General features: G+C 66.7%; 12 protein-coding genes. 6 read left to right on the top strand and 6 right to left on the bottom strand.

The window, feature by feature from the left end; translation table 11 throughout:
• Positions 1–95 precede the first annotated feature (95 nt).
• Both D3654_RS04265 and D3654_RS04270 read right to left on the bottom strand, forming a co-directional pair.
• Positions 96–1,286 carry an NAD(P)-dependent malic enzyme gene (locus D3654_RS04265; RefSeq protein WP_120520281.1) on the bottom strand — a complete coding sequence of 397 codons (1,191 nt, stop codon included), beginning with the start codon at positions 1,284–1,286 and terminating at the stop codon, positions 96–98.
• 280 nt (positions 1,287–1,566) lie between these two features.
• Entirely contained in the window at positions 1,567–2,214 is a 648-nt protein-coding gene (locus D3654_RS04270; RefSeq protein ID WP_120520282.1) for a TetR/AcrR family transcriptional regulator, read from the bottom strand.
• 198 nt (positions 2,215–2,412) lie between these two features.
• On the opposite strand from D3654_RS04270, the gene D3654_RS20730 reads away from it, so the two are divergent.
• Positions 2,413–4,614 carry an FG-GAP-like repeat-containing protein gene (locus D3654_RS20730; RefSeq protein WP_245413080.1) on the top strand — a complete coding sequence of 734 codons (2,202 nt, stop codon included), beginning with the start codon at positions 2,413–2,415 and terminating at the stop codon, positions 4,612–4,614.
• A gap of 39 nt (positions 4,615–4,653) precedes the next feature.
• Here the strand turns inward: D3654_RS20730 and D3654_RS04280 are convergent, their stop codons facing one another.
• Positions 4,654–5,982, bottom strand: coding sequence for an MFS transporter (locus D3654_RS04280; protein ID WP_120520283.1), 1,329 nt, complete (start codon positions 5,980–5,982; stop codon positions 4,654–4,656).
• A 97-nt stretch (positions 5,983–6,079) separates the two neighbouring features.
• Here D3654_RS04280 and rraA point away from each other — a divergent pair, with 97 nt between their 5' ends.
• Entirely contained in the window at positions 6,080–6,553 is a 474-nt protein-coding gene (gene rraA, locus D3654_RS04285; RefSeq protein ID WP_120520284.1) for a ribonuclease E activity regulator RraA, read from the top strand.
• Positions 6,554–6,677: 124 nt separating this feature from the next.
• Positions 6,678–8,330 carry an MDR family MFS transporter gene (locus D3654_RS04290; protein WP_120520285.1) on the top strand — a complete coding sequence of 551 codons (1,653 nt, stop codon included), beginning with the start codon at positions 6,678–6,680 and terminating at the stop codon, positions 8,328–8,330.
• Here D3654_RS04290 and D3654_RS04295 read toward each other — a convergent pair.
• Positions 8,327–9,001, bottom strand: a complete 675-nt coding sequence (locus D3654_RS04295) for an IclR family transcriptional regulator (protein WP_245413081.1) — start codon at positions 8,999–9,001, stop codon at positions 8,327–8,329. The genes D3654_RS04290 and D3654_RS04295 overlap by 4 nt on opposite strands.
• 164 nt (positions 9,002–9,165) lie before the next feature.
• On the opposite strand from D3654_RS04295, the gene D3654_RS04300 reads away from it, so the two are divergent.
• From D3654_RS04300 to D3654_RS04310, 3 genes are all read left to right on the top strand, one after another.
• Positions 9,166–10,365: an allantoate amidohydrolase gene (locus D3654_RS04300; RefSeq protein WP_120520286.1), complete on the top strand. Its 1,200-nt coding sequence runs from the start codon at positions 9,166–9,168 to the stop codon at positions 10,363–10,365.
• Positions 10,362–11,717, top strand: a complete 1,356-nt coding sequence (locus tag D3654_RS04305; protein WP_120520287.1) for a formimidoylglutamate deiminase — start codon at positions 10,362–10,364, stop codon at positions 11,715–11,717. The genes D3654_RS04300 and D3654_RS04305 overlap by 4 nt, the downstream gene beginning before the upstream one ends.
• Before the next feature lie 357 nt (positions 11,718–12,074).
• The gene (locus tag D3654_RS04310; protein WP_120520288.1) at positions 12,075–13,526 is read left to right on the top strand and encodes a sugar porter family MFS transporter; all 1,452 of its coding nucleotides are present in this window, start codon (positions 12,075–12,077) and stop codon (positions 13,524–13,526) included.
• Between the two features lie 86 nt (positions 13,527–13,612).
• On the opposite strand, the gene D3654_RS04315 is transcribed toward D3654_RS04310, so the two are convergent.
• The gene (locus tag D3654_RS04315) at positions 13,613–14,839 is read right to left on the bottom strand and encodes an MFS transporter (RefSeq protein WP_120520289.1); all 1,227 of its coding nucleotides are present in this window, start codon (positions 14,837–14,839) and stop codon (positions 13,613–13,615) included.
• The gene (locus D3654_RS04320; protein WP_120520290.1) at positions 14,836–15,282 is read right to left on the bottom strand and encodes a MarR family winged helix-turn-helix transcriptional regulator; all 447 of its coding nucleotides are present in this window, start codon (positions 15,280–15,282) and stop codon (positions 14,836–14,838) included. Before D3654_RS04320 ends, D3654_RS04315 begins: the two co-directional genes overlap by 4 nt.
• Between the last annotated feature and the right edge of the window lie 54 nt (positions 15,283–15,336).

Raw genomic sequence — 15,336 nt, forward strand, 5'->3', positions numbered from 1 at the left:
CAGCACGGGAGCACCGCCGTCGTCGTTTAGAGGGGCCTCCGCCGCCGAGGGTTCCCTGGCTGAGCGGAGCGAAGCCAGGGAGGCGGGGCGGGGACTTACTCGGCAGCCGCGGCGACCGCAGCCGTCACGGCCGGAGCCACGCGGGCATCCAGCGGGCTCGGCACGATGTAGTCGGCGGAGAGCCCTTCCTCGGCGAGTTCGGCGATCGCGCGGGCCGCGGCCAGCTTCATGGCCGGCGTGATGCGGCGTGCACCGGCGTCGAGGGCTCCGCGGAAGATGCCCGGGAAGGCCAGGACGTTGTTGATCTGGTTCGGGAAATCGCTGCGGCCCGTGGCCACGACGGCGGCGTACTTCTGCGCCACCTCCGGCAGGACCTCCGGGTCCGGGTTGGACAGCGCGAAAACGATCGAGTTCCCGGCCATGAGCTTGAGGTGCTCTTCGTCCAGCTTGGAGGAGGAGACGCCGACGAACACATCGGCCCCCTGCAGGGCCTCGCCCGGTCCGCCGGTGATACCGCGCGGGTTGGTCCGCTGCGCCATCTGGGCCTTCTTGCTGGCGGGGTCCGCGGCGATGTCGGCGCGGCCGGTGTTGATGGCGCCCTTGGAGTCGAGCAGGATGACATCCTCGACGCCGGCGGTCAGCAGGATTTCGGCGACGGCGATGCCCGCGGCACCGGCACCGGAAACGACCACCTTGAGGCCGCTGAGTTCGCGCTTGGTCACCTTGGCGGCGTTCGTCAGCGCGGCAAGGACCACGACGGCGGTGCCGTGCTGGTCGTCGTGCATCACCGGGCAGTCGAGGGCCTCGATGAGGCGTTCTTCGAGTTCGAAGCAGCGCGGTGCAGAGATGTCTTCGAGGTTCACGGCGCCGAAGCTCGGGCGGAGCCGGACCAGGGTTTCGATGATCTCCTCCACGTCCGTGGTGTTGAGGACCAGTGGGATCGAGTCGAGGTCGCCGAAGGACTTGAACAGGGCGGACTTGCCCTCCATGACCGGCAGGGAAGCGCTGGGGCCGATGTTGCCCAGGCCGAGGACCGCAGTGCCGTCGCTGACGACCACCACGAGGCGCTCGGCCCAGGTGTGGGTGCGGGCGAGTTCCGGCTTGGCGTGGATGGCCCGGCTGACCTGGGCTACGCCCGGGGTATAGGCGATGGACAGATCGCGCTTGTCGTTCAGGGGAACGGTGCTGGACACCGAGAGCTTGCCGCCCTCGTGCGCAGTGAAAATCTCTTCTTCGCTCAGGACGAGCGCCGCTTCTTTGCCGGCGTCGATGGTTTCGATAGACACGTCGTTGTCTCCTCAGGCTAGCCGTGGACCCACTGGCGCGGGTCCGGCACAAATATGGGCGTTCGAGGAGCGTTGGTTCGGGCCAAGGGTGGCTGGCCCGGTCTGCACATCTCCTGCAGGTTGGGCCGCTGGCCGCATCGGTTCTGCCATGGTAGGCAAGCCGCAGGGGTGCTGATGGCCGGAGGCAGGGCGTCTGGACCTGATAAAACGTTTACCCGGCAGATCATGTGACTCAGATCACGCAAAAAGACGACTTTTTCGCCCCACCGGTCTAGACCGGTTACTTCGCTTTCGGGCTTTCCCAGAGCAGGCTGCAGGCGTTCTTGAGGTCTTTTTCCGCGTCGAACAATGAAAGCCGGCGGCAGCGGACCAACTGGACCAGACCACTGACCGTATGCAGCAGGACCCGGGCCCGGACGGCGTCGTCGTTCATCGCCACCACCAGCGCCTCGGCGAGGGCGTCGAGCTCCCGGAGGAGCTCCGGAATGTCGCCATCCCAGCTGTCCGACCTGCGGGTCAGGCAGTGCTCGACGGCGGGTTGCATCACCCGCAGGTGGAAGATCTCCATGAGCAGCCCGGTGAGCTCGTGGCGGCTACGGTGGGGCTGGCCGCCGCGCGTCTCGCGCCCGAGCCGGGCGGCCTTCGCCTGACCGCGGCCAAGCTCGCGCAGTTGCTGGCGGTAGACGGCGAGCATCAGGTGCGCCGGCGAAGGGAAGTAGCGGTACAGGGTGCCCAGCGGGACATGTGCCCGCAGGGCGACGTCGGAGAGGCTGACGGTATCGAACTGCCGCTGCGCGAATCCGGCGGCTGCCTTCAGGATCCGGGCATAGCGGAGCTGCTGCCTTGGCGTGGTGGGGGCAGCGGCCATCCGCGGCAATCCCGCTGCAAGGTCCAGCGAGTACGGTTCCAGGTAGTTTTCTTCGGGCATGTCCGGTGATCTGTGCTGTGCGCCGGGCGGCATCCTACGTGACTTGTAGATGTTACGGCAGGAAGGTGGGAGTTGTCTGGGAGGGGGCCGGGAGTCCCTCATTGGCGCCTGCTCCGGACCTGGAGGTTGGCACCAGGCTTACCCGGCAGTATCCTCGGGGGATCGGGCCGCGTCGGGCCCACGCTTATTGGGGGAATCATGGCGTTTGGCGCTGCACTTTTTCGGCGGCTTTTCCGCGTTCTGGTGGTCTTCGTTTCTGCGGTTCTTGCGGCCGTGCTCCTGGTGCCGGCGGGTCCTGCCTTAGCGGAGGAAGCCGGGCCTCAACTGCTTTCCCTGGAACGGACCTCGCCCGCGGTCATCACCGCAGGGAACAATGCGACATTCGCGTTCAAGGCGTCGGAGCCGGTTACCAGCGTGGACTTGGTGGTTCGCGACAAGACCGGAACCCGCGCTGGTTACTGGGAGAGCAGGACCCCAAGCATCGAGGGCACAGTCCAGTTGCCTATTGAGGCGGACAGCTGGCCAAGCGGAAGCGTCAAAGCCGAGTGGGTCACAGTGGTCACGCCGGACCACCGGTACACCACCTATTGGCCTGGGCCCACTACTGGATCGCTCGGCGATTTGAGCCGTCTCGACTTCCAGGTTGATAACCCGGACGTGGTCTTTGAGGAACCGTCTGTCACTGCCATGTCGCCGGTAACGGCAACAGTCGCACCCGGACAGACCGCGAGCGTAAATTTCACTCTGTCCCAGGCCGCAAGCGAGGTCCGCTTTGCTTACACAGACGAATCCCTGGTGACGGGCTTTGAACTCAGCTGGGACGGCACTGTTCCGAAGGGGCCGTTCTCAGCAACGGCTAGCGCCCCTGTTACTGCGTCTAAGCCTAGTGGCAAGTACACGCTGCAAAGCATCCGCATCACGTATCTGGGTGACCGTTCGACTGTCACCTACCACCGGGATGGCAGAATCCAACGTACCCTTCAGCCTGCACCGTCGCCGCTGCCGCCCATCGATTTCAACAAGGCCACCTTCTTGGTCGACAACCCAGCGGTGTTGCTGCAACCGCAGGTCAACACCGTGAAACCGTCCATCTCAGGACCGTTGGCCTTTCCGATCTCCACTCTGACGGCCGACCCAGGCAGCTGGTCCGAGCAACCAACGGCATACCGCTACCAATGGCTCCGCAATGGCGTGCCAATTGCTGGAGCCACGGAACAGGTCTATGACTCCCACTATTGGAACGACGGTGGCAGCAAGGTCTCAGTCCGAGTCACCGCATTGCGCGCCGGAAGGTTTCCAGCCTCGCTGACAACGGCGGCAGTTGGACCGATGCCGAGAGATATCAGTGTCCAAAATGCGGAAATCGACGGGGACGTGTCCGTGGGAGGCGCCATTTTCGCAAAGTGGTTCACGGTCCGCTCCTTTCCACAAGGTGGACCGCCGTCCTTCAAGTACGTCTGGAAGCGGGACGGCAAGCCGATCCTGAGGGCTACGCAGCGCAGCTACGTCCTTACGACAGCAGACAAAGGCCACAGAATCACGGTCGACATCCACGTCACCGTGAGCGGGCAAACGAACATTTTTCCGGTCGCGCTGAAACCGCGTATCGCCAACCGGGATAAGACCAAGGGCCTCAACGGTGACAACACCATGGACGTTTTCGCACGCGACAACGCGGGAACGCTCTACCTCTACCCGACGAACGGCCGGGGCTCATGGCTACCCCGGCAACGTATCGGCGGGGGCTGGAATATTTATAACGCTCTGCTCTCTGCCGGGGACTGGAACGGTGACGGAAAGAATGACGTCATCGCTCGGGATCGGCAGGGCCGACTGTTCCTCTACCCCGGCAACGGGAAGGGTGGGATTCCCACCAAGGTCCAGATCGGCACAGGATGGAACATCCACCGCAACATCATTGCCCCGGGCGACTGGGACGGGGACGGCTTAAACGACCTCATTGCGCGGGATACCTCCAACACAGTCTGGCTCTACCCCGGCAACGGGCGAGGCGGCTGGTTGCAACGGAAAGTCATCAGCAGGGGTTGGGGGGACTTCAACCTGCTCCTGGCACCGGGGAAGTTCTGGGGGTACAACAGGAACGAGGTCATGGCCCGGGACGATACGGGAAATCTGAGGCTTATTTACAGCACCGGTACAGGACACTTCGGGGCCGGAACACCGGATTTCTTCACCGCCAGCTTTTGGGGGTGGGAGGTCTTTTCCCGGATTTGCGCCTCCGGGGACTTCAATGGCGACGGCAAGGTTGACGTCTACGGCATCACCCCAACAGGAACCATGTGGATGTACTTCGGCAACGGTGACCCCAACGCAAACGTTAGGTTCAAGGGCCGCGCCGTCGTCGGCGGCGGCTGGAACCAGTTCAGCGCTGTGTTCTGACCGCCCCACCGGGCCCGCGCCCGATCCGGCTCGCGAAAGCTACGCCACGCTCTTGATCTTCACCACGAACACCGCACCCAACAGCCCGATCACCGCAGCGGCCACATAGAGGGACACGTAGCCGCCCCAGTAGGTGACGAACGGGAAGGCGATCAGCGGCGCGATCACCTGCGGCAGCGAGTTGGCCACGTTGATCACGCCGAGGTCCCGGCCGCGGTCCAGCGCCGTGGGCAGGACCTGCGTGATGAGCGCAAAATCCACGGCCAGGTACGCGCCAAAGCCGACGCCGAGCACCACGGCACCGGTGATGGCCCCGGCCCAGGTGGGGGCGAAGCCAAGGATCAGGCTGGCCGCGGCAATCACCACGGAGGACGCGATCACCAGCGGCTTCCGCTTGCCCATGCGGTCGCTGAGCGCGCCGCCGACCACGCTGGTGATGATCACCATCACCGCATACAGCCCGGTGAGGATCAGAACGCCGAACTCCGGCGCGATGCCCTGCGTCTCCTCGAGGTGCACCGCATCCTTGAGGAAGAACAGCAGGTACAAGGTGACCATGTGGTTGCCGATGTTGACCAGCAGCCGGGTCAACCACGCCCACGCGAAGTCCGGGTACTTCACCGGCGACACCCAGAAGCCCTTCGCAAAACCCGCCAGGCTGAACGGCGGGCGGGCGGCGGGGGCCAGCGGGGCGTCATCGCTCCTGAACAGATAGAGCACGACGCCGGCGATCAGTGCCGCCGCGCACACCAGGTATCCGGCGGCGAAGTTCCCCGCAACCACCGCGGCGATCACCGCGCCGAGCAGGATGCCCACCGTCTGCCCCATGGCGGCAAGGCCGCCCACCGTGCCGCGCTGCGGCACCGGAACCCGGTCCGGGATGGCCGCGGTGACCGCGGCGTACGCACCGTTGCACCCGGCCTGGACGAGGCACCACAGGATCGTCATGACCGCCACGTTCGGCGCACCTGCCAGCCCCACCAAAGCGGCGGCACCCAGGACCGCACCGACCAGGACCCAGGGCACACGGCGCCCGTAACGGGACACCGTGCGGTCGCTGAAGGCGCCGAACAAGGGGTTCGCCACGAGCGACACCGCGGCGCCGCAGCCGGTCACCAGCGCGAGAATGGCTTCCTTCTGGCCTTCGTCGAAATGGATGGCCTGCTGGCCGAGCAGCACCTGGATCGGCCCGAAGAACGCGGCGTTGATGCCCAGGTTGACCAGCACGACTCCGGTAATCCACAGCGCCCGGACGCGTTCCACCGGCTCGGCGAGCGCCGTCGTCGTACCTGCCGCTGAGGCGGCCCGATCCGGCGCCGGACGCTCGGGCAGTGAACCGGGCAATCCGGTCAGATCACTCGGGCTCATGGCGGCTCCCCCTGCATATAACGGTGTTGATTCAGCGTACCGCCGGGGCCGGTCAACGGGGTTAGTGTTGCAGCATCAGAAGCAAGGAGAGTCAACGATGAACGAAATCCTGAGCACCGCCGATCTCTACGATGAACGCGGCGACGAGCTCGCCTCCATCGCACTGCAGTTCCAGGACCTGGGCGGCAACAGCAGCTTCAGCGGCCCGGTCCGCACGGTGAAATGCTACGAAGACAACGCGCTGGTGAAGACCGTGCTCGGCACCCCCGGCGAGGGCGCGGTGCTGGTAGTGGACGGCAACGGCTCGCTGCGCACGGCCCTCATGGGGGACATGATCGCCGAAAGCGCCGTGGAGAACGGCTGGGCCGGCGTCGTGATCAATGGGGCCATCCGGGACCGGCTCGCGTTGGCGAAGCTGCCGTTCGGCGTCAAGGCGCTGGGCAGCAATCCGAAGAAGAGCACCAAGACCGGCCGCGGCGAGGTGGACGTTCCGGTGGTGATCGACGGCGTGCACATCGAGCCGGGGAACACCATCTACTGCGATCCCGACGGAATCCTCGTGGAGCCTTAAGCGGGCCGCTGGGCCTCTCGGAAATTTCTCCGGGCCAGCGGGGAATACAACGTCAATTAGGATAGTTACTGAAAGCAACTATCAAATTGCGCCTTCCCCTTAGCTGCGCCTTCCTGGAGGACCGATGTCCAAATCCACCCCTGTCCGGGTACCCGGCGAAGTCCTGACGCATCGCCAGACTTTGACCGTCATGGTGGGCCTCATGCTCGGCATGTTCCTGTCATCCCTCGACCAGACGATCGTGTCGACCTCGATCTACACCATCGCGAACGACCTTGACGGCCTCTCCCTGCAGGCCTGGGCCACCACGGCCTACCTCATCACCTCGACGGTGAGCACCCCGCTGTATGGCAAGCTCAGCGACATCTTCGGCCGCCGCCCGCTCTACCTGGCCGCCATCCTGATCTTCCTGGCGGGCTCCCTGTACGCCGGTTCCGTGCACTCCATGACCGAGCTCGCCATCGCCCGCGGCATCCAGGGCATGGGTGCCGGCGGCCTGCTGGCCCTCGCACTGACCATCATCGGCGACATCGTGGCACTCAAGGACCGCGCCAAGTACCAGGGCTACTTCATGTCCGTGTTCGGCATTTCCTCTGTGCTCGGGCCCGTGATCGGCGGTGCCTTCGCCGGCACCTCCAATTTCCTGGGCTTCGACGGCTGGCGCTGGGTCTTCTTCATCAACCTGCCCATCGGCCTGGCCGCGCTGGCCGTGGTCTTCCTGTACCTGCATCTGCCCCCGCGGCACGTGAAGCAGAAGATCGACTACTGGGGCGCCGCCGCCATCACCCTGGCGATCGTGCCGCTGCTGCTCGTGGCCGAACAGGGCCGCAGCTGGGGCTGGAACTCGGGCGCGTCATGGCTCTGCTACGGCCTGGGCGTGGCCGGTATCGTCCTGTTCCTCGTGGCCGAACGCCGCGCCGGAGACTACGCGCTGATCCCCCTGCGGCTGTTCCGCAACGCCACCTTCGGCCTGTCCTCGTTGCTGAACTTCATCATCGGCATCGGCATGTTCGGCGCCATCGCGATGCTGCCCATGTACCTGCAGCTGGTCAAGGGCCTCACCCCCACGGAGGCCGGGCTCATGATGATCACCTTCACGGTGGGCATCCTCTTCGGTTCCATCACCGCCGGACGCACCATCTCGTCGTCGGGCACGTACCGGATCTTCCCGATCCTCGGCACCGCGATCCTGACGGCGGCCGCCGTCGTCATGGGCCTCTCGCTCGGCGTGGACACCGGCCTCTGGGTCCCCGGCCTGATCGCGGTGTTCTTCGGCATGGGCCTGGGCTTCTGCATGCAGCCGCTCACCCTCGCCATGCAGGTGTCCGTGCCGCCGAAGGACATGGGAGTGGGGACGTCGACGGCGGCGTTCTTCCGTTCCATGGGCGGCGCCGTCGGTACGGCCGTGTTCATCTCGATGCTGTTCAGCCAGGCCGCCGACAAGATCGCCGACGGCATGAAGACCGCGGCATCGAACCCGGATTACCAGTCGGTGCTCCGCGATCCGGCAGTCGCCGCCGATCCCGCCAACGCCAAGCTGTACGACTTCTTCAAGAACGGGGCATCCAACGATTCCCTCAATGACACCAGCTGGCTGCATTCGGCCAACCCGGTGCTGACGCGGCCGATCACCGAAGGCTTTGCCCAGGCGATCGACGTCGTGATGCTCACCGCGGCGGGGCTGACCCTGCTGGCGTTCCTGGTCAGCTTCGCGCTGCCGAACAGGAAGCTGACGGACCCGAAGGCCGCGGCCAAGGAAGCCGTTCCGGCCCACTAGCCTGAGTGGGGCGCTTCATGGGTTCCTGCGGGTTCTTCGAGGATGTTGCCTGCCACCCTCACCAGTTCCTCGCCAAATGTGTGGGCCTTCGCTTCGTCCAGGCGGTAGCTGGGCACCACAATGCTGAGGGCTGCCACGGTCCGGCCACCGATCACGATGGGTGCGGCGACGGCCGTGATGTCGTCTTCCACGCCGCTGCGCACGATGGCGTAGCCGCGGCCGTTCTGCCCGCCGGTCAGGATCTTGCCGGCAGCGGATCCTTCCAGCGGGATGCTCCTGCCGACCCAGCTGGTGTGCCGGACGGAGCGGGTACCTTCGACGATGGCGATGTAGATTCCGGTCTCCCCAGGACCGGGAATGCTCAAGTAGCAGGACTCGCCCGTTTCGGCCACCAACTGCTTCATGTGCGGCGTGCAGAGGGACACGAGGGATTCCTGTCCCAGGGCGAGCGCACCCAACTGGATGACGCTGGCGCCCGGGCGGAAGTTTCCACCCGGATCCCGCGTGACGAAGCCGCTGCCTTCCAGGGTGCGGAGCAGGCGGAGCGCGGTGCTGGCGGACAAGTCGACAACACGTGCGGCGTCGCTCAGGCTGATGGACCCATCGGTGCAAACTGCGCTGAGGAGGGCCAGCGCCCTTTCCACTGTCCGCGTCGAGGAATCTGCCGCCACTGCACAACCTGCTTTCAAGTGGTCTAAATCACCTTGTCTTGCCACCAAGTAAAAATCAATTTTCATTGCATGGCAAGAGATTTCCGCATATTTCGGCCAAACCCTTGTCAGCTAATGGCAACTGTTTTTTACTTGGTGGCAGTCTTAGCATCGGAGGAACACACGTGGAAACCGTCAATCAGCTCCTTGACTCGATCAAGGACGTAGGCCGCGATGCGGTGCGCGGAGGCTACTCGCGGGCCGTCTATTCGACGCCGGAAATCGACCTCAGGCAGTGGTTCATCGAGCAGGCCCAGCAGCGCGGCCTCGACGTCGAGACCGACCGCAACGGGATCATCTGGGCCTGGTGGGGACAACCGCAGGACGGCGCCCTGGTCACCGGAAGCCACCTCGACTCGGTCCCCGGCGGAGGCGCGTTCGACGGACCGCTGGGCGTCGCATCCGCACTGGCCGCCGTCGACATCCTCAAGGCCCGCGGCGTCCAGCCGCCCCGCCCGCTCGCCATCACGGTGTTCCCCGAAGAAGAAGGCTCCCGCTTCGGCGTGGCCTGCCTGGGGTCGCGGCTCCTGACCGGCGCCATCGGCGTCGACAAGGCGCTGAACCTGCGCGACGCCGGCGGCGACACCTTCGCCGACGTCGCCCGGGCCAACGGCCTCGACCCCCGGCACGTCGGCCCCGACCCGGAAGCCCTTGCCCGGATCGGCGACTTCGTCGAACTGCACGTGGAACAGGGCAAGGGGCTGGGGAACGGTGGCCCGGCCGTCGCCGTCGGAAGCTCGATCCTGGGCCACGGCCGCTGGAAGCTGAGCGTGCATGGCCAGGGCAACCACGCCGGCACCACCCTCATGGCCGACCGCTCCGATCCGATGGTGGCGGCCGCGCAGATCATCCTGGCCGTCCGCGGGGCTGCGGCGAAACAGCCGGACGCCCGCGCAACGGTCGGGCGCCTCACGCCCGTCCCGGGCGGCACCAACGTGATCGCCTCGCGCGTGGACCTGTGGCTGGACGCCCGCCATCCCGACGACGCCGTCACCGCGCAGCTCATCGAAGCCATCTACCGCGCGGCCAAGGAAGCCGCTGCGGGCGAAGGGTGCACGGTGACCCTCACCGAGGAGTCCTACAGCGATACCGTGCATTTCGACCCGTCGCTGAGCCGGCGCATCAGCGGGCTCCTGCCGGGCGCTCCCGTGCTGGCGACCGGCGCGGGGCACGACGCCGGCGTCCTGGCCGGATACGTCCCGTCGGCGATGGTCTTCGTGCGGAATCCCAGCGGAATCTCGCATTCGCCGGAAGAATACGTGGCCGATGAGGACGCCGCCACCGGCGCGGTTGCCCTCGCCGACGTCCTGGAGGGACTCCTGTGAGCGCGTTCTGGTGCGAGGCGGCGCTTGTTCTGCCCGACGGCGGCAGGGGAGTTCCGGAGGTCGCGCGCGGTGTGCGGCTGGAGACACAGGACGGCCGGATTTCCGCCGTCACCACCGGAACCGGCCCGCAGGCTGGCGACACGGAACTGCACGGCGTCGCCTTTCCCGCGGCGGCCAACGCCCACTCCCACGCCTTCCACCGGATCCTGCGCGGGCGCACGCACGACGGACGCGGGGACTTCTGGGTTTGGCGGGAGCAGATGTACCGCAGCGCCTCGGAGCTGACTCCCGAAAAATACGAAAAGCTAGCGTCCGCCGTCTTCGCCGAAATGGTGGTGGCCGGCTTCAGCAGCGTGGCCGAGTTCCACTACGTCCACCACCAGCCGGGCGGCGCACCCTACGCCGAACCCCACGCCATGGAGCTGGCCCTGGCGCGGGCAGCGATGTCCGCCGGCATCCGCCTCACCCTGCTGGACACGCTGTACCTGGCCGGCGGCATCGGCACCCCGCTCAGTGCCGAACAGGCCAGATTCGGAGACGCCGGCGTCCAGGCCTGGCTGGACCGCCTCTCCTCGCTTCGGAGCGCGATCGCACAGACGTTCCCGCCGGAACTGGTCAGCGTGGGCGCGGCACTGCACTCGGTGCGGGCCGTGCCCGAGGAGGACCTCAAGGCGGTGGCCCGGCAGCTGCCCGCCGACATCCCCCTCCACATCCACCTGAGCGAGCAACCCGCCGAGAACGATGCCTGCCTCGAGGCCTACGGCACCACGCCGGCCGGTCTCCTGGAGCGCCACGGCCTGCTGTCCCGGCGGCTCTCGGCCGTCCATGCCACGCACCTGACGCCGGAAGACATCGCGCTGCTCGGAGCTGCCGGCGCAACCGTGGTGATGTGCCCGAGCACCGAAGCCGACCTGGCGGACGGGATCGGCCCGGCCCGCGAACTTTCCGACGCCGGAGCGGCGATTGCACTCGGCACGGACCAGCACGCGGTGATCGATCCCTGGACCGAAATGCGCGCCCTGGAGCACGGAGAGCGACTGGGCAGCGGGCAGCGCGGGAGGTTCTCCCCGCAGGAACTGCTGCACGCGGCGACGGACGGAGCCGCGCGGTCCATGGCGACTCCGGTTGCTCCACCGGCCCTCCACGTCGGCGCGGTCTGCGACTTCATGGTCGTCGACCCCGCCTCGATCCGCACCGCCGGCTCCCGTCCCATGCAGCTGCCGTTCAGTGCGACCGCCAGCGACGTGACCGAGGTGGTCGTTGCCGGGGAACTGCTTGCCTCCCGCGGTGTGCACCGCCGCCTCGGCGAGCCGGGCCGGCTGCTGACGGAGGCGCTGGAGGAGTTCTCCTGAACCCTCCTGCGCGGGGCGCGTTGTCCTGCATGGGCACGACGCCGGACGGCGGGCGCCGCTGCCTGCGGCGCCCGCCGCCGTCGTACTTTTGCGTTCAATAAGTTGACTCAAAAGGGCGTGTTAGCTCGCGGTTCGGACGGCAGGGAAGCCTCGGAACATCCCCGGTGGCTTCCCCGCCGCGGCAGGGCGCGAGCCTTGCGTTAATGATGTGAAGGCATGTCATGTGCATCACCTTGACTGGAACTTCGCGGATGTGGCGTGCCACACTGTGTAGCGCGAGTGCACCGGCGCCTCCATCGGAGTCAGCAGCCGACGATTTCCGCGCCGCCCCAAGCCACCAGTCCTCAAGGGAGAGCCATGTCCACATCCATGACCGACAGCCATGCCGGCGTCCACCGCAAAGTGATTGGCTTGGCCATCGCGGGCGCGGTGGGCGGCTTCCTCTTCGGCTTCGATTCCTCGGTGGTGAACGGCGCCGTGGACGCCATGAAGGCTGAGTTCGCGCTGAGCGAGGCCGTCACCGGCTTCGCCGTGGCGATCGCCCTGATCGGCTGCGCCGCCGGCGCCTACCTTGCCGGCAAGGTGGCCGACCGCCACGGCCGCGTGCCCGCGATGAAGCTCGGGGCGGTCCTGTTCCTGGTGAGCTCGGTGGGTACGGGCCTGGCCTTCGGTGTCTGGGACCTGATCTTCTGGCGCCTGGTGGGCGGCCTGGGCATCGGGCTGGCCTCGGTGATCGCTCCTGCCTACATTTCCGAGATCTCACCGCGGCAGATCCGCGGCCGGCTGGCGTCCCTCCAGCAGCTCGCCATCACCAGCGGCATCTTCGCGGCCCTGCTGTCGGACGCCCTGCTGGCTACCTCCGCCGGCGGCGCCCACCAGGACTTCTGGTTCGGCCTCGAGGCGTGGCGCTGGATGTTCATCGCCTGCGCCGTCCCCGCCGCCGTGTACGGCGTGATCGCTTACGCCCTACCGGAATCCCCGCACTTCCTGGTCCTCAACGGCAAGGAGGATGCAGCCCGCAAGACCTTCGACGCCCTGATGCCCGGCGACGACACCGAGCGCCACATCCGCGAGATCCGCGAATCCATCCAGCAGGACCAGTTGTCAGCCAAGAAGGGCTCGCTGCGCGGCAACGCCTTCGGCCTGCAGCCGGTGGTGTGGATCGGCATCATCCTCTCCGTGCTGCAGCAGTTCGTGGGCATCAACGTGATCTTCTACTACTCCACCACCTTGTGGAAGGCCGTCGGCTTCCAGGAGAAGGACTCCCTCACCATCTCGGTGGCCACGTCCGTCACCAACATCCTGGTGACCCTGGTGGCGATCGCCCTGGTGGACCGGATTGGCCGCCGCCCCATCCTGCTGGCCGGTTCCATCGGCATGGCCGCATCCCTGGGCACCATGGCCCTGGCGTTTTCCTCGGCCACCGGCAACGGCACCGACATCGCACTGCCGGGCGCCTGGGGCCCGGTGGCCCTCGTGGCGGCGAACCTCTTCGTGGTCAGCTTCGGTGTCTCGTGGGGCCCGCTGGTGTGGGTGCTGCTGGGTGAGATCTTCCCGTCCCGCATCCGCGGCCGCGCCCTGGGCCTGGCCGCCGCCGCGCAGTGGGTGGCAAACTTCGCCATCACCCTGAGCTTCCCGGTGATGGCCGCCGGTTCCCTGCCCGTCACCTACGGCATGTACGCCCTCTTCGCGGCGGCCTCGTTCTTCTTCGTCATGTTCAAGGTGCCCGAAACCAACGGCATGTCCCTGGAACAGGCTGAGACCCTGTTCGTCCCCAAGGGCACCAAGGTCTCCGCGATTAGCAAGTAGGGTTTCGCTAGCCCAACTGACTCGCAGTTGTTGTCGTTTTGAGGGCTGAAAACGACAACAACTGCGAGCTAGTTGGGGGGTCGGGCCTAGACGAGACGCGGCTCGTGGGCGGCCAGGAACTTCCGGCCGCCCAGTGCCACGGCGATGGCCACCAGCAGGGCCACGGCTCCGGCGAAGAACGGCAGCTGCGGGCCGAAGTGCTCCCCGAGCTGCGCCGCGGCGAACGGTGCCAAGGCGCCGCCCATCCAGCGCACGAAGTTGTATCCGGCCGAGGCCACGGGCCGCGGCGAGTCGGAGACCTCCATCGCCAGCTCCGTGTAGAGCGTGTTGTTGATGCCCAGCAGGGCACCGGCCACGATCACCAGTACGACGACGGCCGGCACCGAGTGCCCCGCGGCCAGTCCCAGCCCGATCAGGTCGAGCATGAGGGCGGCGAGCGTGCCCGCCAGGACGTTGCTGGTGCCGAACCGGCGCTGCAGCATCGGTGCCACGAAGACCGAGAACACCGCCACGGCCACGCCCCAGCCGAAGAACACGGCGCCGATCCCGTAGGCGTCCATGCCCAGAATGAACGGGGTGAAGGCCAGGATGGTGAAGAAGCCGTAGTTGTAGAAGAGGGCGCTGGCCGCGGTGGTGCGCAGGCCCTTGTGGCCCAGGGCCAGTAGCGGATCCCGCAGCCGTGCCTTTTTGGCCGGGGCCGGGGTCTTGGGCAGGAGCACCATCAGGGCAATGAACGCCACAGCCATCAACACGGCGGTGCCGAAGAAAGGGGCGCGCCACTGCCAGCCGCCCAGCAGGGCTCCGAGCAGCGGGCCGAGCGAGATGCCCAGGCCGAGGGCGGCTTCGTAGAGGATGATCGCGGTCCCGGCGCCGCCGCTCGCGACGCCGACAATCACCGCGAGCGCGGTGGCCACGAACAGAGCGTTCCCCAGTCCCCAGCCCGCCCTGAAGCCCACCAGTTCACCGACCGAACCCGACAGCCCGGAGAGGGAAGCGAACACCACGATCAGCGCCAGGCCGATCATCAGGGTCTTCTTGCCGCCGATCCGTGAGGAGACGAAGCCGGTGACCAGCATGGCCACCGCGGTGACCAGGAAGTAGCTGGTGAACAATAGGGAGACCTGGCTGGGGGTGGCGTCCAGGTTCTTGGCGATGGCCGGAAGGATGGGGTCCACCAGGCCGATGCCCATGAAGGCGAAGACCGCCGCGATGGCGGTGGCCCACACGGCCTTGGGCTGTTTGAGGAAGGAGGCCTTCTCAGCCTCGAGGGTTTCTTCTGCTGGCTGCAGGTGCCCTGCGAGCTGGCCGGTCATGGCGTGATACTCCTGTTGATTTTGTGGAACACCGGCAGGGCGGCGCTGATCGCGTCGCGCTCGTCCCGGCCGAGGGTGGCGAGGATCGCCGCGATGCGTTCATTGCGGCGGCGGTCCGCAAGCTCGATGGCGGCGCGGCCTTCCGCGGTGGCGAGCACCCGCACGGCGCGGGAGTCGTCGGGGTCGGCTTCCCGGCGCAGCAATCCGGCGCGCTCGAGCCGGATGATCTGCTCGGTGGCACTGGGCACCTTCACCCCCAGGTCGCGGGCGATCTCGCCCACCCGGGCACCGCCGTCGAGCGCCATCTTCAGGACACCCAACTGGGCCGAGCTCAATTCGGCGTGGGCGTCCAACCGCCGCAGGACGTACACGCTCTGGCGCAGTGCGTCGCGGAATTCCTGGGCCAGATCGATCAGGGCGTCAGCGGGGCGTTCGGTGTTCATACTTAGGAAGCCTAATAGTTAGGAATCCTAAAGTAAACGGAATGTGAGCGGGCA

Source organism: Arthrobacter celericrescens (assembly GCF_003614925.1).
Taxonomy (GTDB): Bacteria; Actinomycetota; Actinomycetes; order Actinomycetales; family Micrococcaceae; genus Arthrobacter; species Arthrobacter celericrescens.